Below are 23,081 nucleotides of genomic sequence, written 5' to 3'. Positions count from 1 at the left end.
TGAGCCTGTCGAAATCCGGGTCCCGGCCGCCGAATTTCCCCTCGAGTCAGCAGCGATGGCGACTTAGACCCGGCCTATGTCGCCATCGCTGCAAACTCACCGGCCAATTGGTGCCTCAGAGGTGCCAATCCGACCCCCGAGTCCGCGCCGGCCAACCATATCTGTACATTCGGAGTCCGTTTGCGCCTCCTCCCCACCATTGTTGATTCGACGGTGCAGCACCTGCGGGGTCGCCGCCCTCCCAAGAATCGACGGTGCAGCACCCGCGGGCTCGCCGCCCTCCCAAGAATCGACGGTGCAGCACCCGCGGGCTCGCCGCCCTCCCAGGAATCGGTGGTGCAGCATCTGCGGGCCATGCATCGAAAAGGTCGCAGGAGCTGCACCACCGATTGTCGCGGGCACCATTTGGGCACTCGGTGATTGAGCCTGTCGAAATCCGGGTCCCAGGCCCTGAATTTCCCCTCGAGTATGCAGCGATGGCGACTTAGACCCGGCCTATGTCGCCATCGCTGCATACTGGCGCGCTCGCAGGGCTCGCTGCTCTACCAGCGGGGTGCGGGGTCGGGGTCTCGACGCGCTCGCAGGGCTCGCTGCTCGACCACCGGGGTGTGGGGTCGGGGTCTCGACGCGCTCGCAGAGCTCGCTGCTGGACCACCGGAGCCCTATTTGCCGATCACCAGGGCCAATTCGCTGCGGGCCGTGATGCCGAGCTTTCCGTAGCTGCGGTACAGGTGCCCCTCCACCGTGCGCACCGATACATGCAATTCGGCGGCGATGTCCTTGTCCGTCAAGCCGCCGGCGGCCAATCGGGCGATTTCCAGTTCGCGGCGGGTCAGTGTCTCCTGCACCACCAGCGCGCCGGCCTGCGTCAGGGGATCCGTCACCAGCCCCAGGGCGGCACGCGCACGGACCAGCCCGGCCCGGGCCAGGTGGGCCACCGAGCCGTGGCGCCCCTGAACGGACCGGGACTCCGCCAGCTGGAACGCCGTCACGGCCAAGCCGAACATTTTCGTGGACATGAGCCGGTCCGCCGCGTCCAGCATGCCGTGCCCCGTTCCCTCCTCCACAGCCTTGCCGAATCCTGCGAGCGCGGCAGCCCAGTGACCCTCCATGCGTTCGGCCACCCGCCGCAGCCGCGGACTGATCGCATCCACGTCGAAGTCCAGGGCCAGCACCAGCGCGTTGAGTTCGGCCAGCACCATCCCCCGCTCCGCCCACTGATCCGCGATGGCGGTCAGCTCGGCGGGACCGCCGCCGTCGTCCTTTTTGACGTTCGCACCCCGGCGCCGCGCAGCCTCCAAGTGCGCCCGGCCCGCGGCAAGGAAGGCCGCCTCGTAGGACGACGTCACGAACATGCCGTGGTCCGGCCGGTACTGGCCCAGCAGCCGGACGGCCTCCTCCCGCTCCCCCAGCGCGGCCGCCGCATAAAACGTCGCGGCCGTGCAGCAGCCGGCAAGGTGCTGCGGGTCGCTGGCCGCCAGGGCATCCCCGGCCGCACTCAGCGCGGCCAGCGCCTCCGCAAGCCGCCCCTGCCGCAGCAGCATCAGCCCGCGGGCCCCCGCTGCGCTGCCCCCAAAACTGACGACGGCGGCCGGCAGGTCGGTGTCCACGGCGCGGAGCAGGTCCACCACCTGGCCCCATTCGCCCGCGGCCAGCGAGGCGCACAGCATTCGTTCCAGGATGGTTTCCGGGACAAAAAACACCTCGTGGCCCTCGATCTGGTGGATGGCCAGGGCTTCCGAGGCCCGTGCCATGCCCTCGACGGGACGGCCCTGGGCGCTGAGGCGCTCGGCTTCCAGAGCCAGCATTATGGCACGGTTGATCCAAAACTCGGGATCGTGCGTGCGCTCCGGAATCGCAAGGGCCCGTCCCGCCAGCTGGCCCAGCTGCTCATAATCGCCCTGCCGTGAAAGCGTCAGTGCGTCCAGCACTTGGGCCCGGCCGTCGGCCTGGAGGCGGATGATCTCGGCATTGGCCGGATCCTCCAGGGCCAGCCGCGCACCGGCAGCCCGCACGGCCTGCCCGCTCGCGAAGCCCAGCTCCGCCGGCTCGCGCAAGGCCGCCCGGGTCTCCGCCCGCACCAGCACGCCCACCAGCAGTTCGCTGACATTCGTGGCCCGCTCCTCCGCACCGTCCAGCAGTTCGGCGGCTGTGGCGTAGTCGCCCAGGTTGTAGTGGGCGCGGGCCTTCACCGCCCGGGCACGCTGGGTGTAGCCGGACCCCGTGACGGCGTCGGCCAGGCGCAGTGCCAGGGGCGACTGGAACAACTTGCACGCAAACATGGCTGCCAGCAGCAGCTTGTCGCTGGGCACCCGTTCACCGTTGTCCAGGGCCCACACCACGCGCCGGATCAGCGCTTGGGGCAGGAAGCTGTCCGCCTGCACGCGCTCCTCCAGCTGGCGGTGCAGCATGAGGCTTTCCGCGCGCGGCACCATGGTGCGGATGACGTCCCCGTACACGGGATTGATGAGCTGGATCTGCCCCGCCCCCGTCACCGAACCATGGATCAGGTGCCGCCCCCGCAACTCTCCCAGCGCCTCCCGGCCGGCAATGTCAGCGATCACCGCCGCCGACACCGGCTCCGAGAGGGCCACCAGGTTCAGGCTGTGGCGGGCCTGGGGGGACAGCCCCCGCAATTGCGCCCTGACCACGTCCTGCAAGGCGCGCCCCTGCGGCCTGTTCTCCAGCGGAGCCAGCCACACGCCGTTGTGCTTCATCACCCAGCCGTTTTCGGCAGCGTCCGCCATGAGGAGGCGCATCAGCAGCGGGTTGCCGCCGGCGCTGGACCAGAAGTGCCAGCTGGTGCCCTGTGCCACCCGCCCGCCCAAAACGCCCACGCAGAACTCATGGCCTGCGGCCCGGTCCAGCGGCTGGAGCTGGATCCTTTCGGCCAGCCCGTCATGCCACAGCTGGGGAAGCGGGTCCACGGGCTCACGCGTGGGCCGGTGCGAGACCACCAGCTTGGCACTGCCGGAATGGGCCAGGCTCACCGCCACTTCCGCCGTCGAGCTGTCAATGGAGTCCGCCTCATCAATGGCCAGCAGGGGTATTCCGGCCGGCTCACCCGTGGCGCGCCGGATTTCCTCGGACCGTTCGGCAAAGAGCCCCAGCATTTCCCTGATGGCGTCGATGTGGGACAGGACCAGGGTGGCCGTGGCGCGCTTGAGGTAGGGGGCCAGCACACCGAAGGGGACTTCAGCGAGCGACGGCGTCCCGTGCAGGAAGATGACCGGCGCATTTCCCGGGGCGGACGTGGCGAGCCGGCGCAGGATGGACGTGGTGCCCAGACCCATGTCCGCGGCCAGGAATACTGCCCGGCACTCGCGGTCCAGCAGCCGTTCGGTGATCTCGGCCAGCTCCGATTCACGGCAGAAGGGTGTCCCCAGTGCCTGCCCTGCCTGCCTGCGCCCTCCCTGGCGGGAAACCATTGCCGTTACAGTTCCTGGTCCTGCTCCAGCTCGCTGCGGCTGGTGATGCCCAGCTTGCTGTACACCTGGTACAGATGCCCCTCCACCGTGCGCACGGACACACCGATCCGCCCCGCGATGGCCCGGTTTCCCAGGCCACGCTTGGCCAGCTTGGCCACTTGAAGCTCGCGCTGGGTGAGCTTGACGCCTTCCGTGTGGGGCTGCATGGGAAGCCGTGCCAGCTTGGCCGTCAGCCGGTCCAGGCGCTGCTTGGCCTCGCGGGCCAGGGCGTTGGCCCCCGTCTCCCTCGCGAAGTCCAGGGCGAGCACCGCGCACCGCGACTCAACGGCGTCGAGCTTCAACACCTGCGCCGCGGCGGCCGCCTCCAGGGCCAGCACCGGATCGTGCCGGCGGCAGCTGCGGGCCAGCATCACATTGATTTCCGGCATGGGCCCCTGGCGGCGCAGCGAGACGTCCTCCAGCAGGGCGAAATCCTTCTCCGTGCCGCTGATGGTGCCGCCAAAAAGCGACATGGACGCCGTGGAATAACGGCCCTGGCGAAGGTCCGCGCGGGCCGAGGCGTGCAGCTTCTCCCCCGCGTCCGGATCGTCCAGCCAGCGCAGGGCCATGAGGCGGAAAAATTCGGCCATGGCGCGGTTGGTCCACAGCGTGGGGCTGCCGGCGGAGGCTGCCAGGGCCAGGTATTCCATGGCGTCCTTTTCATTGTTGTCCTGCGCCAGCGTGAACGCGAGGGCGGAATACGCCAGGCCCAGCGCATTGTCGCTTTCGCGGACTTCCAGCTGCGCTGCGGCGGCCAGCAACACTTCGGCGGCGGCGCTCCCCCGGCCGGCATAGGCCTGCGCCAGGCCCAGGCTGAGCTCCAGCAGGCCGCCACGGTACTGGGCGGTCTGCGGCATGGTTTCCAGTTCGCTGCGCAGCAGGTCCACCGACTCCAGCCAGCGCCCGCTCCACGTCAGCGCCAGCGTCAGCCCGTCCCGGCAGTGCCGCGCAAACTTCAGCGAAATGCCGCGGTCCTCAATCTCCTTCGTGACCCTGTGCCCCACGGCCACCGCATCCAGCTCCCGCCCCAACACGGCCAGCGTGGGCACCAGCAGGCACGCGCAATTGAGGCTGAAGTTGAGGTCGGGATCATGGCTGGCTTCCTCCAGCTCCGACACGATCTCCGCAAATTCGCCCCGGTGGACCTGGTATTCAAAGTACGCCAGACGCAACAACTGGCGGGCGGCCTGAAGTTCGCTTTCCGGCACCGCGGTTTCAGGCACCACACTTTCAGGCACGACGGCGGCGCCTGGCGGCGCGTCGCGGCGGCGGCGCTCATCGATTCGGAGCCGGGACTCTGCCTCGGCCAGGATGCCCGGAATGCGGGCGTAACCCTCCGGCACCCACAACAGGGCACCGGTCAGGGCCAGCACCCACTGGCAATAGTCCTGCAAAGCCAGCCCGGCAAGCTGCTCTGGTGCAACGGCGTCGAGCACGTCAACGGCACCACGGTAGTCCGCCACAATCCCATAGGCTTCGCTGCGCAACTGCACCGCCTCGAGGAAGCGGGCATGCCCCGGGGGGATGTGCACCGTGCAGCGCAGGGCCAGCTGGGGGTCAAATTGGGTGAGGGCGCGGCGGGCTGCGGCCAGGCCAAAGCGCGGTTCCAGGATCAGCCCGGCGTCCAGGGTCCAGGCGGCCAGGGCCATCAGTTCCTGGGAGTCAAGGCTGTCCACCTCGTGGTTGAGCACCTCGGAGAGCTCCACGAGCAATTCCATCATGCGTTCGGGGTCCAGCGAGCCGCGCACAATCTCCCCCACATAGCGTTCGCTCAGCTGTGCGTGGTGGCGGCCGGCGGGGTCGATGGCCAGGAAGCCGCGCTCCTCCATCTCCCACACGGTCTCCTGCCCCAGCGCGGCAGTGACAATGGACAGCGGCGCCGTGCCCAGCAGCGACAACTTCTCAACGCCGAGGCGCACCTCCTCGGTTTCCCTCCCCAGCCGGGCCCGGACAATGTCCGCCAGCGCGCTGTCGGGGTCCGCGTTCACCCGTCCGGAAAGCACCCAGACGCCGCGGCGCAACTTCAGGCTGCCGCTGGCTACCTGCTCGCGGAACAGGGCCTGGAGCACCAGCGGAATGCCGTTGCTGGCCTTGTGAAGTGCGGTGACGGCCGACGCCGAAACCAGGTTCCGGGTGGCCTTGGCAACCAGTTCCCCCACTTCGGCGCGGTTGAAATAGTCCAGGCGCATCTCGCTCAGGAGGCCGTCCTTGGCCAGCCAGACCAGGTCCTCGGGCAGCTGGCCGCCGTCCCTGACCAGGACCAGGGCCTTGGCACCGCCGCTGAGGAGCAGGTGCATGACGACGCCCACCGACATGGGGTCAAGTGCGGGGAGGTCGTCGATGACCAGGAGCACGTCCCGGCCGTCGGCGTCGTCGTGAATCAACCTGTCAAGGCCGTGGATGATGCTGGCGGGCGAATCCGCGGCACCGGGGGCCAGGCGGGCCATCCAGACGGCCAGCGAGCCATAGGCCACGGGGGTTTCCGTGGGGGAACCGAACAGCCTGACAACGTGGGTGGTTTCGGCAAGCGCGGCCTCGACGGCGCGTGCCAGAGTGGTTTTGCCGACGCCCCAAGGCCCCACCACGACGGCGCCGTACGTTGACGGATCGTTGATGGCGGCAAGGGTCTGGTCCATCTCCCTCTGCCGCGCAAAGGAAGCCCACACCTGCCTGTCCGCCGCCCCCATTGCTTCAAAAGATGGCGACGGATCGTCACCAGTCCACATGGAAGTGACGGCCACATCATCGATCGACATGCCGGAACCCCGTATTTCCTGACTGGCGAACTCCCCTACAATCCGCCGTTGCGCTCACCTGTGATCATAACAGTCGGGAGCGGTGAACAGAATATTTAAATGGGGCTGTGGCCGCCGTTCCGGGCCCGGTTCCGGACCATGTGCCCTGCCTTTGGCAGACGCGGAATGGACCAGTGCCTAGCTGTCTCCCAAGGGGTCTCCCAAAGCCTCGAGGAAGTCCGGCATGCCCGAAGACGGGTTGTCGTCGGGAAACATCGTATGGTCGCGCCGATGCCGGGCTGACAGTTGCTTCGCCCTGCGGACGGCGTCCTTGCGTCGAGGCATGTAGACACCGGCATCGATGCCCTTGCCGGCCCTGCCATCAAGGGAACGGCTCTTGCGTTCGACAACTTCAGTGCTCGCAGAACTCGTGAAGTCCTCATAGTGCAGAATCAGCCAGACTTCAAAACAGGGGTTGGAAATTGCGAGTTTTATCCCATGGACCCGCGCAAGTTCCACAGCCTGCCGGAGGTTGGGGTGGTTTTGCGGGAACTCCACGTCGAATAGGCACCAACATTCGTCAACTTCAACGTCCTTCCTTCGCTTCACGGCCATCTGGACAAGCGTCAGGGGCACGCCCTGAAGGGGATGTATTTCCAGATTTAGGGCTGTTCTTTCCGCCAGGTGGGGCAGCCGTTTCAGTCCGTTAATGTAGTCCGGCTCCGATTTCTTGCCTTCACAGAATGCGACGATTGTTCGGAGTTCCGGCCGACGCCCTGTGACCCTCTTGAGCGATTTTCCCCCGCGGTGTCGTTGCCCCATGAGCAATTAGCCGATCAGCCCGAGAGCTCGATACAGTCCGGCGTTGTCAATTTGCGGCAACGCGCCAAACCGGCCATGAAGGTAGGCATCCTCAAGGTTTTGCGACTTCCGGACACGCTCACCTGCGAAATCGGCAAGTGCACCCAAGCGCGTCGAGCCGTCCGCACGCTTGTCAGTTAGCCACACCTCATCACGATTTAGGTGGCTGAGAAGGCTCGTATCATGTGAGGTGAAAATGAGCTGCGCCCCCCAGGGGTTGGTACCAGGGTTGTGGAACAGCCGGATTAACTCCGCCGACAAGGTGGGGTGCAAGCTGGCATCGAGTTCGTCGAAAAGCACCAAGGAGCCTTGTCGCAAGGCTTTCAGCACGGGCCCGATCAGTTGAAACCATGTTTTGGTTCCTTCGGATTCTGCCGCGAAGTCAAATGGCACACTGTCTTCATTTGATCGATGCAGCAGGCGCAGGCGGCGCCTCGTTCTGACCTCGCTTGAATCGGAGTAGCTGACCTCCTGTGTGTCCACCAGGACGTCTTCTATTCCCAAGTCGGCCAAGCGAAGCAGGGCCAACGCCTGTTGGCGATCGTACGGCACGTGGATGTCCAGCTCCGACTCGTCAAAGAGCGAAGTTTGTTCGGCGGAATGTTCAAACCAGCGCATGGTTTCGCTTGAGCCGGGAGCCAGGCGAGCGGAGAAGTCGATTCCGGCCAACTGGTACCGCTGCGGTACATTTCCAAGCGTCTGTGTATTTAGCAGATCACGGGCGAATGTGGACACCAACGGTTCATTGAAGCGCCTTGCCACTGATAGGGCCAAAGTTCGTTCGGTGAGAAGTTCCCGCGTCCCGGACAGTCCCCCGAGGCCCCGCTGCAACTTCAGCTCCATCCCGTCGCGCTCGAAAATTCGCCGGCGCTTCTTCTCCGGGTAGTGGAACAAACCCTCGTAAACGACTCGCTCCCGGTCGACTTCGAGGACATATTCGTTCCGGACGCCATCCACCGTTGATTCGACCACAAATTCACTTGACATGGCTGGCCCGCGTCCAAAAGCGAAGGGCTCCAGCGGAATTTGTTCGTCCCACACGCGCAGCGAATTCGCTACGGCATCACGCACCCACCGAAAGGCGGCAATGACATTTGACTTGCCGGATGCGTTTGGCCCAAAGATTGCGGCAACCGGAAGCAGACTCTCCCCGAGGAGTGCCTCCGTCCGCGCCTCAACGCGATCGCGATCCACAGCAACCATTGACAATTCAACAGTCTCACCGATCGAACGGAAGTTCCTGGCTTCAAATCTAATCAACACGGGCTGCAACCTCCTTGCACCATCAATGCACCCATAAGCCAATAATCGCACAGAATTGACGAAAATGGTGGTCTGAGTGCAAATATTCGGCAGCTCGGTACGGCGTCAGCAGTGCCAACTGTCCATTAGGCGCTGTGGAACTGCTCCTGGGCCGCCGTGAGGCCTTCGGCGATGAGCAGTTCCACGGCATCCGCGGCGGCGCCAATCAGGAAAGGGAGGTCCTTGTTTTCGGTGGAGCTGAAGTCGCGCAGCACGTGGCTGGCGGCGTCCGCCCGGCCCGGCGGGCGGCCCACACCGGCACGGACGCGGAAGTAGTCTTTGGTGCCCAGGGCGCGGGAAATGTCGCGCAGGCCGTTGTGCCCGCCTTCGCCGCCGCCCTGTTTTAGCTTGACTGTGTCAAATGGGATGTCGATCTCGTCATGGATGGCGACCACCTGCCCGGGGTCCACGGCGAAGAATTTGGCGAGTCCCGCCGTCGGGCCTCCGCTGAGGTTCATGAAAACCGAGGGCTTCGCAAGCACCACCCTGGGGCCGCCGATGCCCAGGCGCGTTTGGGCGATGAGCGCCCGCGCCTTGTGGGTTTTGAAGGTGGCGCCGTGGCGGGAGGCAAGTTCCTCAACCACCATGAAGCCAATATTGTGCCTGTTGCGGCTGTAGCCGGGCCCGGGATTCCCGAGCCCGACTACAAGCCAGGTGTCACTCATGAAGGTGAGGCTACTCTGCTGCTGCTTCGGTTTCCTCGGCGACGGCGGCCGGCTCGGCCAGGTGCACGATCAGCAGTGAGGGGTCGGTCAGCAGCTCAACGTTGGCCGGCAGCTTCAGGTCGCTGGCAAGGATGTGCTGGCCGGCGGTGAGGCCGCTCAGGTCAACTTCGATGTGCTTGGGCAGGTGCGTGGCGTCGGCGGAGAGGCTGACGGACATTTCTTCCTGGTTGGCAACCACGGACGGGGCAGGCTCGCCCACGACGACGACGGGAATGTCAACGATGACCTTCTCGCCCTTCTTCACGGTCAGCAGGTCGATGTGCTCAACGATCTGCAGGAGGGGATCGCGCTGGACGTCCTTGACCAGGGCCAGGTGCTCCGTGCCGTCAACCGTAACGGTCAGCAGGGCGTTGGAGGCGCGGATGGCGCGGACGGTGGCGCGCTCCGGCAGGACGATGTGCAGCGGGGCTGCGCCGTGGCCGTAGATGACCGCGGGGATCTGGGCTGCGCGGCGGATGCGGCGGGCGGCACCCTTGCCGAATTCGGTGCGGGCTTCGCCGGTGAGGTTCAAATCAGACATGAAAATGCTCCTTCATTCTTTGGTGTGGGCGTGGACTAAACAGGTCAACACAATCCATCAAGAATTCAGGAGCTGTGGGACCCAGTCGATCACGGACGCTTTGGGGGCGTCCCTCGCCAAGGTTTACTGGATGAGTTTAGCAGACGTGACTTTGAATTCTGTACGTCCATGGGTGCCAGCGGTGCTCCACTTGGCAAGTGGCGCGCGGGCGGCAACCAACCGCGCGCCACTTCAAAGTGAAGGCTAGGCGTTGCCGTCGAACAGGCTGGTGACGGAGCCGTCCTCGAAGACTTCCTTGATGGCGCGGGCCAGCAACGGGGCAATGGAGAGCACGGTCAGCGTGGGGAAGCGCTTGGATTCGGGGATGGGCAGCGTGTTCGTGACAACCACTTCGCGGGCGCCGCAATTGGCCAGGCGCTCGGAGGCCGGCTCGGAGAACACGGCGTGCGTGGCGGCAATGATGACGTCCTTCGCGCCGGCGTCCTTGAGCACGCGGACGGCGCCGGCAATGGTGCCGCCGGTGTCGATCATGTCGTCGATCAGCACACAGGTGCGTCCCTTGACCTGGCCCACCACGGTCTTGGAAACTGCCTGGTTCGGCACGGTCAGATCGCGCGACTTGTGCACGAAGGCCAGCGGCGCCCCACCCAGGCGGTCCGCCCACTGCTCAGCCACGCGCACGCGTCCGGTGTCCGGCGAAACCACAGTGACGGCGTCGTCCCCCACCATTTCACGGATGTGCCCGGCCAGCAGCGGGATAGCAAAAAGGTGGTCCACGGGGCCGTCGAAGAAGCCCTGGATCTGGGCGGTGTGCAGGTCAACGCTCATGATGCGGTCGGCGCCGGCGGTCTTGTACAGGTCCGCGACCAGGCGGGCGGAGATGGGCTCGCGGCCGCGGCCCTTCTTGTCCTGGCGTGCGTACGGGTAGAACGGGGCCACCACGGTGATGCGGCGGGCGGAGGCGCGCTTCATGGAGTCCACCATGATCAGCTGCTCCATGAGCCAGTTGTTCAGCGGCGCCGGGTGGGCCTGGATGATGAACACTTCCTTGCCGCGCACGCTCTCCCCCGAGCGGACGTAGATCTCACCGTTCGCGAAATCGTAGGCGGACATGGGCAGCAGCTCCGTCTCCAGGCAGCGCGCCACTTCTTCAGCCAGTTCGGGGTGTGCGCGGCCGGACGCCAACACCAGTTTCTTGTCGACGTTATGGCTAAGTTCGCTCATGATTTTCTTTCTCGCGGGGGTGGGGGAGGTGAGAAGTCTTAGTTTGCGGTGGCTGCTGCGGCGGCGGCGGCGGCTTCGGCGGCTTCGGCGGAGATGCTGCCGGGGCGGTTGGCCGCCGTCCAGCCTTCGGCATTGCGCTGCGGGGCCACTGTCAGCGTCAGCGCGCCGGCCGGGACGTCCTTGCGGACAATGGCGCCTGCGCCGGTGAAGGCCCCGTCCCCCACGGTCACGGGCGCCACGAACACCGTGTTGCTGCCCGTCCGCACGCCCGATCCGATAGTGGTCCGGTGCTTGTTGACGCCGTCGTAGTTGGCCGTGATGTTGCCGCAGCCAATGTTGGTGTCCTCGCCAATTTCCGCGTCCCCGGCGTACCCGAGGTGGCTGAGCTTGGAGCCGCGCCCGATGGTCACATTCTTGGTCTCGTAAAACGCGCCGATCTTCCCGTCAGCGCCCAGCACGGTTCCGGGGCGCAGGTAGGTGAAGGGGCCAACATGCGAGTTTTTGCCGATGACGGCGCCCGAGCCCTGGGTGCGCGTGACCTCCGCGCCTTCGCCGATCTGCACATCCGTCAGCGTTGAGTCCGGACCGACGACGGCGTCACTCGCCACAGTGGTTTTGCCGTGCAGCTGGGTGCCGGGCAGGATGGTGACGTCCTCGGCCAGCCGCACCGTGGAGTCGATCCACGTGGTCTCGGGGTCGATGACTGTGACGCCGGCGCGCATCCAGGCTTCAACAATGCGCCGGTTGTGCTCCCTGCCCAGGGCCGCGAGCTGCACGCGGTCGTTGGCGCCTTCCACCTGCCACCTGTCGGCCGTGACCACTGCGGCGACGCGGCCGCCGTCGTTCCTGGCAAGGGACAGGACATCGGTGAGGTACATCTCGCCCTGGTTGTTGTTGGTGGTGACGGACTTCAGGGCGGTGCGCAGGACGGCGGCGTCAAAGGCGTAGATGCCGGAGTTGATCTCGCGGATTTCGCGCTCGGCGTCAGTGGCGTCCTTGTGCTCGCGGATGCCCAGGACCGTGCCGTCCGTGGCGTGGCGGAGGATACGGCCGTAGCCGGCGGCGTCGTCCAGGACCGCGGTGAGGACGGTGACGGCGTTGTTTTCTGCTGCGTGCGTGGCGGCCAGTTCTTCCAGCAGTTCGGTGGTCAGCAGGGGGACGTCGCCGTACGTGACCACCACGGTGCCGTCCACTTCCGCGTCCGCGTCCAGTGCCTCAAGTGCGGCCTGGACGGCGCGGCCGGTGCCGGGGACTTCATCCTGGTCAACGATCAGCGCGTTGGGGTGCGTTGCGGCGATGTGCGCGGCAACCTGGTCCCGCTCAAAACGAACCACCACGGCCAGGCGCTCCGGGTTCAATCCCTCTGCTGCGGCCAATGCGTGCCCCACCATGGAAATGCCGCCGATGGGGTGCAGGATTTTCGGTAACCGGGACTTCATCCGGGTTCCGGCTCCGGCTGCAAGCACAATAACGGCGGCAGGACTGATTGATTTGGTGTTCTGGGGGCTCACTAAGTGGCACTCCTACCCGGACCAGGGTCCGTCAAACGTACGCAATGGAAACAAGTCCATGTTACCCGCTCGGGGCTTTCGTTTTTGCGTGGGTTCCGCCCATAGGATTCGAACCTATACTCCACAGCTCCAAAGGCTGGGGTGCTGCCGTTACACCAGGGCGGAATGTGGTTCCGCTGCTGTTCGCGCGATGCCCACGAGAATATAGTGTGCCACGCCCGATGCAGGTTTCGCGACTTGGCAGCCACTTTGGGGCCCCACCGGTGTTGCTGCCGGCCGGTGCGCCCCGACTTTCCGGTGGGGACGAACTCGCCGCGAGTTGTGCCCCGGGTGCACCCGGGGCGGAACTGGGCTCGAGTTTTGCCCCAGCGGAAAGTGCAGTGCGGGAGCGGGATGCGAATTAGCGGGTCAACGCGGCTTCGCGTCAATGATTGTCAGCGCCTGCTGCACCCATTTCAGCATGGTCTCCGGATTATCAAGCACCATGCGGGCCGGAATGCGCAGGCACCACAGCCCGTTGAGGACCAGAAGGTTGTCCCGGCGCAGGTCTTCTGTCCAGCCGTCGCCCGTGTTGTGGTAAGTTTCACCATCCGTTTCAACCGCCAAGACGCCATCCACCAGCAAGTCCAGGTGCCCAACGCCCTTGACGAAAAACTGCGACTGGACGTTGAAGCCTGCCTGGCGGATGAGGTAGCGCGCAATGGTCTCGACGATCGACTGGGACTGTGGATCGATCATGCTGATGATTGCGCGGCCTGCAGCATCCTGGCGGCCGGCGAATGAGCGCCGGAGCTGGGCAAACGTGCACCTCTTGAGCACGATCGCGGATTCCAGCACGCACAGCGCCTCCAGCTCGCTGCCGCACTTGACGCATTGATGCAGGACGTCCATGAGCGACTGCCGGCCGCGAATCCTGTGGACCACGCACCCCGGGACCGGGTGCCCGTGGTGGACGGCAATGTGGACGCGCTCCGGCTCTTCAATGACCCACAAGCCACGCCGCTTGGCCTCACTGAGGCAGGACCGCCCACCTTTGAGCTTGGCCAGCATCACGTCGATCGCGTTGGCGCGCGGCAAGCCATAGTAGCCCGGGGCCACCAGCTGGATCCGACCGTCCGACAGCGCCCGCGAAATCTGCCAGGACGTGATTCCCACGGCCGTCAGGTCTTTTCGCCTGGCCACCGTGCCGTACAGGGAGATGACACGTTCTACGGTGGGGGCCGCGCTCACATTTGCCATGACCCCAGTCTTGCCGCCCGGGACGGTCCGCGGGGCACCAATTTGCCAGGCTGTGGATAACTTCCCACTTTCCGCTGGGGCAAAACTCGGGACCAGTTGTGCCCCCGGTGCACCCGGGGCGGAACTGGCCCCGAGTTTCGCCCCACAGGAAACTACTCCAGCACCTCGGAGGCCTCAAGCCATTCCAGCTCCAGCCCTTCCTTTTCGGCGGCCAGCTCAGCCAATTTCGCGTTCAATTCGCCCAATGCCTCATAGTCGCCCACCTTCGCGGCCATCTGCGTGTGCACCTTCGCCTCCGCGGCCGCAAGCTTGGACAGCTGTCGCTCCACGCGGTTCAAGTTCTTGCGGGCATCACGCTTTTCCGACTCCGACGGCCCGGCGGCAACAGCGGCGGGTGCACTTTTCGCGCTAGATGCGGCCAGCGCCTCCCCGCGCAGTTCCAGGTACTGGTCCACTCCCCCGGGCAGCCCGCGCAGCTTGCCGTCGCCCAGCAGCGCCATCTGGTGGTCGGTGACGCGTTCCAGCAGGTACCGGTCGTGCGAAACCACCACCAGCGTCCCCGGCCAGCCGTCCAGCACGTCCTCCACCGCCGCCAGGGTGTCCGTGTCCAGGTCATTCGTGGGCTCATCCAGCATCAGCACATTCGGCTCGCCCACCAGCAGCCGCAACAGTTGCAGCCGCCGCCGCTCGCCGCCGGAGAGGTCGCGCACGGGCGTCCACTGCTTGTCCTTCGTGAACCCCAGCTGCTCCACCAGCTGCCCCGCCGTCATGTCCTTCCCGCCCACGTCAAAGGAGCGCTTCTCCCGCTCGATGACCTCCAGCACGCGCAGATCAAGCACGTTGTCCAGCTCGTTCACTTCCTGCGTCAGCACGGCGGTCTGCACGGTCTTGCCCCGCTTGAGCCGCCCGGACGACGGCGGGACCTCACCGTTGAGCAGCCGCAGCAAGGTGGTCTTTCCCGCACCATTGACGCCCACCAGGCCCAGCCTCTCGCCGGGGGCCAGGCGCAGCGTGATGTTCTTGAAAATTTCGTTCTCGCCGTAGGACAGGGACACGTTTTCCAGGTCCAGCACGTCCTTGCCCTGGCGCGCCGTGGCCATGCGGGACAGCGCCACGGTGTCGCGCGGTTCGGGGACGTCTGCGATGAGCTCGTTCGCGGCCTCGATGCGGAACTTCGGCTTGGCCGTGCGGGCCGGGGCGCCGCGCCGCAACCACGCGAGCTCCTTCTTGACCAGCTGCACACGCTTGGATTCCATGACGGAGTTCATGCGGTCACGCTCGGCCCGGGCAAGCACATACGCCGCATAGCCGCCGTCGAACGGGTCAATGACGGCGTCATGTACTTCCCAGGTGCGCGTGCAGACCTCATCGAGGAACCAGCGGTCGTGCGTGACCACCACAAACGCGCCTTCGTTGGCCCGCCAGCGCTGTTGGAGGTGCTTGGCCAGCCACGCCACACCCTCCACGTCCAGGTGGTTGGTGGGTTCGTCCAGCATGATGACGTCGTCGTCGCCGATGAGCAGCTTGGCCAGGGCAACGCGGCGCTTCTGCCCGCCGGAGAGCGAGTGGATGTTGGCGTCCCAGTCCACCTCCCCCACCAGTGCGCCCATGATCTCGCGGATTTTCGGGTTGGAAGCCCACACGTGGTCCGCGGACTCGCCCACAATCGCGAACCCGACGGTGCTGTCGCCGTCGAGCACGTCCGACTGGTCCAGGTACCCAACCCGCACCCCGCCGCGGACGGTGACCCTGCCGGAATCGGCGGTTTGGCGCCCGGCCAGCAGCCGCATCAGGGTGGACTTGCCGTCACCGTTGCGGCCCACAATGCCGATCCTGTCGCCGTCCTCCAGCCCCACCGTCACGCCGTCAAGGACCGTTCGGGTGGCAAAGGCAATGCTGAGATTTTCCCCGCCAAGGAGATGTGCCACGTCAAACCACTTTCATTGAGGAATTCATGCGTCAAAAATTCGTTGCGCCCCATGCACGGGGCCCTGCACGGCCAGCGCGTGGTGCCCGGCGTCGGCCAGCCCGGCAGCGAGCTCCGCGGCGTGTTCGGCGTCGAGCGCCAGCATGGCCACGGTGGGCCCGGAGCCGGAAACCAGCACCGCCAGCGCGCCGCGGTCCCGGCCGGCCTGCAGCGTGTGGTGCAGGGCGGGGGCCAGGTGCAGCGCCGCGGCCTGGAGGTCGTTGACCAAAAACGGGGCCAGCATAGCCGCATCCCCGGCCCTGAGCGCGGCCAGGATGCGCGGGTCCACCTGCTCCGGCGCGGCGGGCTCGGCCCCCTTCCGGAGGGTGTCCAGCGCGCCGTACACCACCGGCGTGGACAGTCCCAGGGGCGACTGCACCAGCACCCAGTGCATCGGCTCCGGTGCCAGGGCCGCGGTGAGCTTGTCCCCCACCCCAAGTCCGACGGCGGCGCCCCCCAACAGCGCGAACGGCACGTCCGCGCCGAGCTCGCTGCCGAGGTGGGAGAGTTCCTCCCGGGAGAGGCCGGCGTGCCAGAGCGCGTCGCAGGCAACCAGCGTTGCCGCAGCGTCCGCCGAGCCGCCGCCCATGCCGCCGGCGATGGGGACGTGCTTGGTGATTTCCAGGTGCACGCCGCAGGGGTTTTCGCTGATGTCCGCCACGAGCTGCGCTGCCCGGACGGCCAGGTTGCTCCCGTCCAGCGGGATGCCGGCCAGCAGTTCCGGGGCCAGCGAGCTGTTGGGGCTGACGCTGACAGTGACGTCCTGCGCAGGGGTCCCGGGTTTCGCCGTCGCCTGTACCTCTTCATACAGCGAGACGGCCAGGTAGGTGCTCGCCACCGAGTGGTAGCCGTCCTCGCGCAGCGGGCCCACGCGGAAGGAAGCGTTGATCTTGCCGGGCGCGCGGACGCGGACGTGGCGGGGGCGGCCGGCCCAGTCATAGTCCGGGCTGTCGGGGCCCTGGATGATGCCGGGCGGGCCGGCGGAGCGGGTGTTCTTGGGGTTCACTGCTGCTACGCCACCAGCGGGATTTTGGCTTCGGCGATGCGGGCGTAGGCCTGCACGTCGATGACTTCGCCGCGGGCGCTGGGGTCCACACCTGCTATGCGCAGGTACTTCTCCGCCTCTGCCGCGCCGCCGGCCCAGCCCGCCAAGGCCGCGCGGAGGGTCTTGCGGCGTTGGGCGAAGGCGGCGTCGATCACGGCAAACACTTCCTGCCGGCTGGCGCGCGTCACGGGCGGTTCGCGGCGGGTGAATTCCACCAGGCCGGAGGAGATTTTCGGTGCGGGCCAAAACACGTTCATGCCGATCACCCCGCCCTTGCGCATCTGCGAATACCAGGCGCCCTTGACGGAGGGCACGCCGTACGTTTTGGAGCCTGGGCCCGCCACCATGCGGTCCGCCACCTCGTCCTGGACCATGACCAGCCCGTGGTTGAGGGAGGGGAAGTGTTCCAGCAGGTGCAGCACCACGGGCACGGCCACGTTGTAGGGCAGGTTGGCCACGAGTGCTGTGGGAACGGCCGGCAGCTCGGTGACGCGCATGGCGTCGGAAAGCACCACGTCAAGGTTGGCTGCCTGGTCGGGGCGGAAGGCCTGCACCGTGGAAGGCAGCTTGGCGGCCAGGACGGGGTCAATTTCGACGGCTACCACGCGCGCCGCGGCGTCGAGCAGTCCCAGTGTCAGGGAGCCCAGCCCGGGCCCCACCTCAAGGACGGTCTCGGCGGGGTCAACCTTGGCAGCGGCCACGATGCGGCGGATGGTGTTGCCGTCAATGACAAAGTTCTGGCCCAGCGTTTTGGTGGGGCGCACGCCTATTTCCTCCGCAAGCCGGCGGATTTCGGTGGCGCCGAGGAGCGGCTGGGTTGCGGGGCTGGGCTGGGGCAAGGTCACCGCTCAATGGTATCCGCTATTGATCGCACCCCTCGCGGCCCCCCTTAACAACTGTGAGTCAGTAGTTGCAGTGGAAACCGCTTTCACGGGGTCATTTTCTGCAACTACTGACTCACAGTTGGGGGAAGGCTAGCGTACGGCGCCGGCGCAGCCCCACGGGCCGAGGCCGCGCTGGGCGTAGACCTTGTTGGCAATGTCGATCTGCTGCGCCTTCGTTGCGAGGCTGGCGTTGGGGGCGTAGGCGCCGCCGCCGTTGCTGATCCAGGTGCCGATGTCGAACTGGAGGCCGCCGTAGTAGCCGTTGCCGGTGTTGATGGCCCAGTTTCCGCCGGATTCACACTGTGCGATGGCGTCCCACATGGCCGTGTTGGACATGGCCGGGGCGGCAGCACCCGTGTTGGTGCCGGCGGCGGGTGTCGCAGCAGGTGTGGCGGGGCGGTCCTTGCCGCCCACCGTGACCTGTGCGGCAACGGCGGCCGTGACCACGGAGGAGCCGGTTTCAACGCGGTCCACCACGTGGCCGTCAATACTGATTGTCTTGAACGTCTTCTCCAGGGTTCCGGCCACGCCTGCGCGGACGGTTTTCTTCTGGTCCTTGAACATGGCCGGATCAACGGTCTGGACGGTGTCGAAGGCAATCGGGGCGGTTTCCGTCGCGGCCGAGGAGTTCACCCGGGAGACCTTGATGACCATGTGCTCCACCACCTTGGCGGCTTCGGGCACGGACACCAGGTCCGTTTTGGCCACCTTGACGCCGGCATCCGCGAGGACGCTGGAGACGGTTTCCGCCGTCGTCGTCTTTACCGTCTTTTTGCCGTCGGCAACCACCGTGACCTGCTTGGGGGTGATGATGCTGATGTCGCTGGAGCTGGCCACGAGGGAGTCGAGCGGGGCGGAGATGCGGGCGTTGGAGGCGATGCCCAGCTGGCTGATCAGCCCGGAAACCCGGCTGGAGGTGGTGGAGACGGTGTGCTGGGCGCCGTCGAGGGTGACCGTCACGTGCTTGGCCGTGTTGACCGTAATGGCCGTGCCGTCCGATACCTGGGTGGTGAGTGCGGGCGTGACCTGATCGGCCTGGCCCACCGTGACATCGGCCTTTTTCAGGACGCTGGCCACGGTGCCGCCGAAGGTTGAAACTGAACTGGCCTGGCCGTCCACCGTGAGTGAAACGGACTTGTTGGCGCCGGCAAAGGCGAGGAGCCCGGCCACGAGTGCGATCAGCACCGCGGCCTGCCCGGCAAGCTTAAAAACGTTCAGTTTGCCATTGGCGGAATAGAGAAAACTCACTGGATCCCGTAACTACTAGAGCACCCGGGCACGGGGAAGTACGGGAAAATTGCACAGCGCGGCCCCAGCTGGGTGCCCTGCAATTTTCAACCTCAAGAACGGTTGCCACAGGCCCAAAATGAACGGTGGGCCAAGCAGCATTTCATCCGTTGGTCTTCCCCGACCACGGCTAATAGTCCCCCAGCGTAACCCAATCGTTATCAATAAGACAAGGAAAGGTAACGGTTAAAGTCCCTCAATGGGCGTTTCGGGCGCTGCCGCCTGGTGCGACATTACCCCTCGGTAGCTTCTTTTGGGCGCTTAGTTTGCTGTGCTGTTTTTGTGCCATGGATTGCACCGTGCCACTGTTTGCCTGGCGGGGGTTCTGGCTTTCTGGACATCCTTTCGGCGGCCTGATACGGGCGCTTCCTTCCGGCGGCAACGGGGCCGAAGCAGCCGTCCGGGTGAGGTGCCTCAAAATATTTTGCAAAATTAGTGGTCAAAGTTCCCGCAGTGGCCCTTCGGCCGGCCGTTCTCGCCGCTGATTTCAGCCAGGACCGGGCGTGAAGAAGCGCGGATTGGTAACGCGGATTGGTGGAGGTGGCGCGACGCCCGAGAAAACGTTGCCTCCGCGTACTGTCCAGCTGTGTCGAGTCACTTTGAAGCCTTCTTGGGGTGCTCTTGTGGCGCTGTGGCAGATTTCGGCATCGTGGTCCGGGGCGGCTCCGGGGCGGCTCCGCCGGACGGTTCGCAAACTTTCCTGTGGGGCAGAACCCAGCTCGAGTTCTGCCCCCGGTGCACCCGGGGCAAAACTCAGCATGGGTTTCGCCCCAGCGGGAAGTCCAGCATGGCCAGTGCCGGGGGCGGTGCATCGCAATGGCCAGCACCGTTTGACGCTCCATCACCTTTCGGGGTGTTTTTGCCAACCCTCCCTCACCAACTGCGGGACGGTGCGCAGGAGGTGCCCCGATTGGAACCGAGCGTCGAGGAAAGGACCGCAGGAAGTGACCGAGCGTCGACGAAAGGACCGCAAAAAGTGATGGAGCGTCGGGGGCGGGGCGTTAGGAGTCCCAGGAGCCGTAGACCGCCTCCGTGTTGCTCCGCAGCAGCATCCCCAAATCAGCCAGGTCGCGGCCCAGCAATTGTGCCATGGATTGCACCGTGTACGGCAGCATATAGCTGGCATTGGGGCGCCCCCGGTGCGGATGCGGGGTCAAAAACGGCGCATCGGTTTCCACCAGCAACAGCGCCGGATCGGCCACCGCCAGCGCGTCGCGCAAGTTCTGCGCATTCTTGAACGTCAAAGTCCCCGAAAAGGACATGTACCAGCCATTGTCGTTGCAGATTTTCGCCAGTTCCGCGTCGCCGGAGAAGCAGTGAAAAACCACGCACGACGGCGCCCCCTCCTCCCGCAGGACCGTCACCACATCGCTGTGCGCGTCACGGTCATGGATCTGCAGTGCCAGCGAGCGCCGCTTGGCAATGTCGATGTGGCGCCGGAAGGAATACTTCTGGTCCGCAATGCCGTCCGGCCCGGTCCGGAAATAGTCCAGCCCGGTTTCGCCGATGGCCCGGATGCGCGGGTGGGCCGCCATCGCGTCAATTTCCTCCAGCGCCGCCTCGAGGGCTGAGCCGCCTGCGGACGAGGGCGCCCCGGCCAGTTCGGGTGCGTCGTTCGGGTGGATCGCCACGGCTCCCAGCACGCGCGGGTCCAGGTCCACCGCCTCCACCGTAAAGCGGGACGATTCCAAATCGCAGCCAACCTGGACGGCCCCGGCAATGCCCACGGCCTCCGCGGCGTCGAGCGCATCCTTCAGGGCCACGGGCGAATCGCCGAAGTCAAAATGGGTGTGGTTGTCGTGCACCGGCACGGGCAGCGGGGTGGGCGCCGGCGCAAAGGACGGCCGGGAGTCGCGCCGGGACCCGCCAGCACCCTCGGCACCTGCGGAAGCGCCGCCGTCGTCCTTGAAAACGTCGCGGCGGTAGGGGCGGGGAATCTCGGGGGTGCACATATTTGTCAAATATACCCATCCGGAGCCGGTCGAGTTCAGCCGAACGGGCCCAACGATAGTAGCGTGGATCACAACCGTATAAACGTGGCAGTCCACAAGACCCGAAAGGTTGGGCATGCACCCGCGCGAAACTCTGACGGCGGCAGGAATATCCCGCCCGTCCCAGCTGGAAAGCACCGCTTCGGCGAGCCAAAACGGCCAAAAATCCGCACCCATGGGCTCCGAACGGTTTGCGGAGCTGAGCCGGGACATCATGGCCGCCATGAACACGGTGATCGACGGCAAGGGCGAGGCCGTGGAGCTGGCGCTGACCGTGCTCCTGGCCCGCGGGCACCTGCTGCTCGAGGACGTGCCGGGCGTGGGCAAGACCCTGCTGGCGAAGGCGCTGGCCCGCACCCTTGACTGCTCCGTCAGCCGCATCCAGTTCACCCCCGACCTGCTCCCCAGCGACATCACGGGCGTGTCCATCTACAACCAGTCGGAGCAGAGTTTCGAGTTCCGCCCGGGCGCCATTTTCGCCAACCTGGTCATCGGCGACGAGATCAACCGCGCCTCCGCCAAGACCCAGTCCGCGCTGCTGGAGTCCATGGAAGAGCACCAGGTGACGGTGGATGGGATGTCGTACAGGCTGCAGGAGCCGTTCATGGTGATCGCCACCCAGAACCCCATCGAGATGGAGGGCACCTACCCGCTTCCCGAGGCGCAGCGCGACCGCTTCATGGCCCGGATTTCCATGGGCTACCCGGACACAGCGGCGGAGCTGGCCATGCTGGAAACCCACCAGTCAGTGAACCCGCTCGACGCCGTTCAGGCCGCGGCTTCCAGCGCGGAGGTCGCCGCCATGCTCGACGTCGTTGCCGCCACGCATGTGTCCGCCGCCGTCAAGGAATACACCGTGGCGCTGGGCCAGGCCACCCGCGCCAGTGCTCAGCTGCGCCTCGGGGCCAGCCCGCGGGCGCTGCTGCAGCTGCTGCGCGCGGCGAAGGCGTCCGCGGCGCTGGCCGGGCGCGGCTTTGTGCTCCCGGACGACATCCGCGACCTCGCCGAACCCGTCCTGGCCCACCGCCTCATTGTGGAGCGCCGGGCCGCCGGCACGGGCACCACCGCCGCGGACGTCATTGCGGACGCCCTGGCCCGGATTCCGGTGCCGGCGCAGGCCGCGCGGTCCGCGGTGGCGGCGCAGGCTGCGCGGCCGGGGGTGGCTGGTGCGTCAGCGCGGCTGGGGCGGGCTCCGGAGTCGGCGGGGACTGCGACCCAGGGAGCACCCGTCCGGCCGGCCCAGCCGCCGCAGCCCGCCCGGCCGCCAGTCCAGCCCGGAGCGAGGTAGGGGCCATGGCTGGCGGAGCGGCGGAACCACGCACAGCACCACGCCCAGAACCACGCACCCCAAATCCGAGCGGAGCCTGCCCATGGCCCTGATTCCGGACCGGATCTTCCGCCCGCGCGGCTGGCTGCTGATCGCCGCCGGCCTGCTGGCCCTGCTGCTGGCCGCCGTCATGGGCCGCCGCGACCTCCTGGTGGTGGCCATCTTCCTGATCGCCCTGCCCCTGCTGGCGAGCGCCGGCCTGCGCTTCTTCGCCCCCGGATTCACCGTCAGCCGCCGCTTTTTCCCCGCCTTCGTGGAGGCCGGGACCACCGCGCAAGTGACGCTCGACGTCCGCGGGCACACCCCCGGCGGCGCCCGCGCCCGCATCACCGAAGACCTCCCGGCGCACCTGGTGGACGTCCCGCGCTTCGACTACCCCAGCCCCGTGGCCCCGCGCAGCCTCCTCAGCAGCTACTCCTACTACCTCCACCCCAGCCGCCGCGGCGTGTTCACCATCGGCCCGCTCACGGCCAGGTTCGGCGACCCCTTCGACGTGGCGCTTCTCAAGCGAAGGCTCGACGACGGCGACCCCCTCACCGTGGCGCCCGCGGCCGTGGTGCTGCCCGAGATTTCGCTGACGGGCGGGCGCGGGCAGGACGGTTCACGCATGACCCGGCAGCAGGCAAACCCCAGCGACGACGACGTCATGACGCGCGAATACCGCCACGGCGACCCCCTCCGCCGGGTCCACTGGCCCGCCACGGCACGCCAGGGCAAACTCATGGTCCGCGCCGAGGAATCGGTCACCACGCCGGAGGCCGCGCTGGTGCTTGACCAGCGGCTGTGGGCGTACGGCGGCGCCAGCAAATCGATGCATGCCTCGGACGCACTGCTCAGTTCGCCGTCCTTTGAATGGGCGGTGGTGGCAGCCGTGTCGATTGCCGCGCACCTGCTCGATCGCGGCTACACCCTGCGCGTGCTCGACGACCAGGGCGGGCCCGGGTTCGCAGCCTCCGCCTCCGCGCATGAGCCGGACCGGGAGGACTTTGCCGGGCAG

The 23,081-nt window shown here is 66.5% G+C and carries 16 protein-coding genes and 1 tRNA gene; 2 read left to right on the top strand and 15 right to left on the bottom strand.

The window, feature by feature from the left end; genetic code table 11:
- Positions 1-662: 662 nt before the first annotated feature.
- The 15 genes from LPN03_RS05920 to LPN03_RS05850 all read right to left on the bottom strand — a co-directional run bounded on the left by LPN03_RS05920 (position 663) and on the right by LPN03_RS05850 (position 20,718).
- A complete protein-coding gene (locus LPN03_RS05920; protein WP_262453494.1) occupies positions 663-3,428 on the bottom strand; it encodes a helix-turn-helix domain-containing protein in 2,766 nt (921 codons plus the stop codon).
- 5 nt (positions 3,429-3,433) lie between these two features.
- Positions 3,434-6,103 (bottom strand): helix-turn-helix transcriptional regulator, encoded by a 2,670-nt coding sequence (locus tag LPN03_RS05915; protein WP_262453493.1) that lies wholly within the window; start codon positions 6,101-6,103, stop codon positions 3,434-3,436.
- Between the two features lie 297 nt (positions 6,104-6,400).
- Positions 6,401-7,024: an RloB family protein gene (locus tag LPN03_RS05910; protein ID WP_262453492.1), complete on the bottom strand. Its 624-nt coding sequence runs from the start codon at positions 7,022-7,024 to the stop codon at positions 6,401-6,403.
- Positions 7,025-7,030: 6 nt separating this feature from the next.
- Positions 7,031-8,326, bottom strand: a complete 1,296-nt coding sequence (locus LPN03_RS05905) for an AAA family ATPase (protein ID WP_262453491.1) — start codon at positions 8,324-8,326, stop codon at positions 7,031-7,033.
- Between the two features lie 125 nt (positions 8,327-8,451).
- On the bottom strand, positions 8,452-9,030 hold the full coding sequence (pth, locus tag LPN03_RS05900) for an aminoacyl-tRNA hydrolase (RefSeq protein ID WP_262453490.1): 579 nt from the start codon (positions 9,028-9,030) through the stop codon (positions 8,452-8,454).
- A 10-nt stretch (positions 9,031-9,040) separates the two neighbouring features.
- A complete protein-coding gene (locus LPN03_RS05895; protein WP_165181751.1) occupies positions 9,041-9,610 on the bottom strand; it encodes a 50S ribosomal protein L25/general stress protein Ctc in 570 nt (189 codons plus the stop codon).
- Positions 9,611-9,853: 243 nt separating this feature from the next.
- Entirely contained in the window at positions 9,854-10,834 is a 981-nt protein-coding gene (locus LPN03_RS05890) for a ribose-phosphate diphosphokinase (protein WP_165181753.1), read from the bottom strand.
- A 38-nt stretch (positions 10,835-10,872) separates the two neighbouring features.
- Positions 10,873-12,345, bottom strand: coding sequence for a bifunctional UDP-N-acetylglucosamine diphosphorylase/glucosamine-1-phosphate N-acetyltransferase GlmU (glmU, locus tag LPN03_RS05885; RefSeq protein WP_262453489.1), 1,473 nt, complete (start codon positions 12,343-12,345; stop codon positions 10,873-10,875).
- Between the two features lie 93 nt (positions 12,346-12,438).
- Positions 12,439-12,510, bottom strand: a tRNA-Gln gene (locus LPN03_RS05880).
- Positions 12,511-12,753: 243 nt separating this feature from the next.
- On the bottom strand, positions 12,754-13,584 hold the full coding sequence (locus tag LPN03_RS05875; RefSeq protein ID WP_262453487.1) for an endonuclease domain-containing protein: 831 nt from the start codon (positions 13,582-13,584) through the stop codon (positions 12,754-12,756).
- Positions 13,585-13,736: 152 nt separating this feature from the next.
- Positions 13,737-15,512 carry an ABC-F family ATP-binding cassette domain-containing protein gene (locus tag LPN03_RS05870; protein WP_262453486.1) on the bottom strand — a complete coding sequence of 592 codons (1,776 nt, stop codon included), beginning with the start codon at positions 15,510-15,512 and terminating at the stop codon, positions 13,737-13,739.
- Between the two features lie 24 nt (positions 15,513-15,536).
- Positions 15,537-16,514 carry a 4-(cytidine 5'-diphospho)-2-C-methyl-D-erythritol kinase gene (locus tag LPN03_RS05865; RefSeq protein WP_262453528.1) on the bottom strand — a complete coding sequence of 326 codons (978 nt, stop codon included), beginning with the start codon at positions 16,512-16,514 and terminating at the stop codon, positions 15,537-15,539.
- Positions 16,515-16,561: 47 nt separating this feature from the next.
- Complete coding sequence (rsmA, locus tag LPN03_RS05860; protein WP_262453527.1) at positions 16,562-17,434, bottom strand: 16S rRNA (adenine(1518)-N(6)/adenine(1519)-N(6))-dimethyltransferase RsmA; 873 nt, start codon at positions 17,432-17,434, stop codon at positions 16,562-16,564.
- Between the two features lie 135 nt (positions 17,435-17,569).
- The gene (locus LPN03_RS05855) at positions 17,570-18,727 is read right to left on the bottom strand and encodes a resuscitation-promoting factor (protein WP_262453485.1); all 1,158 of its coding nucleotides are present in this window, start codon (positions 18,725-18,727) and stop codon (positions 17,570-17,572) included.
- Positions 18,728-19,767: 1,040 nt separating this feature from the next.
- On the bottom strand, positions 19,768-20,718 hold the full coding sequence (locus LPN03_RS05850; protein WP_262453484.1) for a TatD family hydrolase: 951 nt from the start codon (positions 20,716-20,718) through the stop codon (positions 19,768-19,770).
- A 115-nt stretch (positions 20,719-20,833) separates the two neighbouring features.
- Between LPN03_RS05850 and LPN03_RS05845 the strand changes: the two genes are divergently transcribed.
- Both LPN03_RS05845 and LPN03_RS05840 read left to right on the top strand, forming a co-directional pair.
- Complete coding sequence (locus LPN03_RS05845; RefSeq protein WP_262453483.1) at positions 20,834-22,045, top strand: AAA family ATPase; 1,212 nt, start codon at positions 20,834-20,836, stop codon at positions 22,043-22,045.
- An 82-nt stretch (positions 22,046-22,127) separates the two neighbouring features.
- Positions 22,128-23,081, top strand: a 954-nt coding sequence (locus tag LPN03_RS05840; protein WP_262453482.1) for a DUF58 domain-containing protein, incomplete at its 3' end; no start/stop codon positions are given.

It is taken from the genome of Arthrobacter sp. A2-55, from assembly GCF_025548615.1.
GTDB classification, from domain to species: domain Bacteria; phylum Actinomycetota; class Actinomycetes; order Actinomycetales; family Micrococcaceae; genus Specibacter; species Specibacter silviterrae.
This window is presented reverse-complemented; position numbering and strand designations above follow the sequence as displayed.

What these genes read in the sequence shown, in the direction of transcription:
- LPN03_RS05920 (WP_262453494.1), bottom strand. Translation starts at nt 3,428, where the DNA reads ATGGTTTCCCGCCAGGGAGGGCGCAGGCAGGCAGGGCAGGCACTGGGG.
- LPN03_RS05915 (WP_262453493.1), bottom strand. Translation starts at nt 6,103, where the DNA reads ATGGACCAGACCCTTGCCGCCATCAACGATCCGTCAACGTACGGCGCC.
- LPN03_RS05910 (WP_262453492.1), bottom strand. Translation starts at nt 7,024, where the DNA reads ATGGGGCAACGACACCGCGGGGGAAAATCGCTCAAGAGGGTCACAGGG.
- pth (WP_262453490.1), bottom strand. Translation starts at nt 9,030, where the DNA reads ATGAGTGACACCTGGCTTGTAGTCGGGCTCGGGAATCCCGGGCCCGGC.
- LPN03_RS05895 (WP_165181751.1), bottom strand. Translation starts at nt 9,610, where the DNA reads ATGTCTGATTTGAACCTCACCGGCGAAGCCCGCACCGAATTCGGCAAG.
- LPN03_RS05890 (WP_165181753.1), bottom strand. Translation starts at nt 10,834, where the DNA reads ATGAGCGAACTTAGCCATAACGTCGACAAGAAACTGGTGTTGGCGTCC.
- LPN03_RS05875 (WP_262453487.1), bottom strand. Translation starts at nt 13,584, where the DNA reads ATGGCAAATGTGAGCGCGGCCCCCACCGTAGAACGTGTCATCTCCCTG.
- LPN03_RS05850 (WP_262453484.1), bottom strand. Translation starts at nt 20,718, where the DNA reads ATGTGCACCCCCGAGATTCCCCGCCCCTACCGCCGCGACGTTTTCAAG.
- LPN03_RS05845 (WP_262453483.1), top strand. Translation starts at nt 20,834, where the DNA reads ATGCACCCGCGCGAAACTCTGACGGCGGCAGGAATATCCCGCCCGTCC.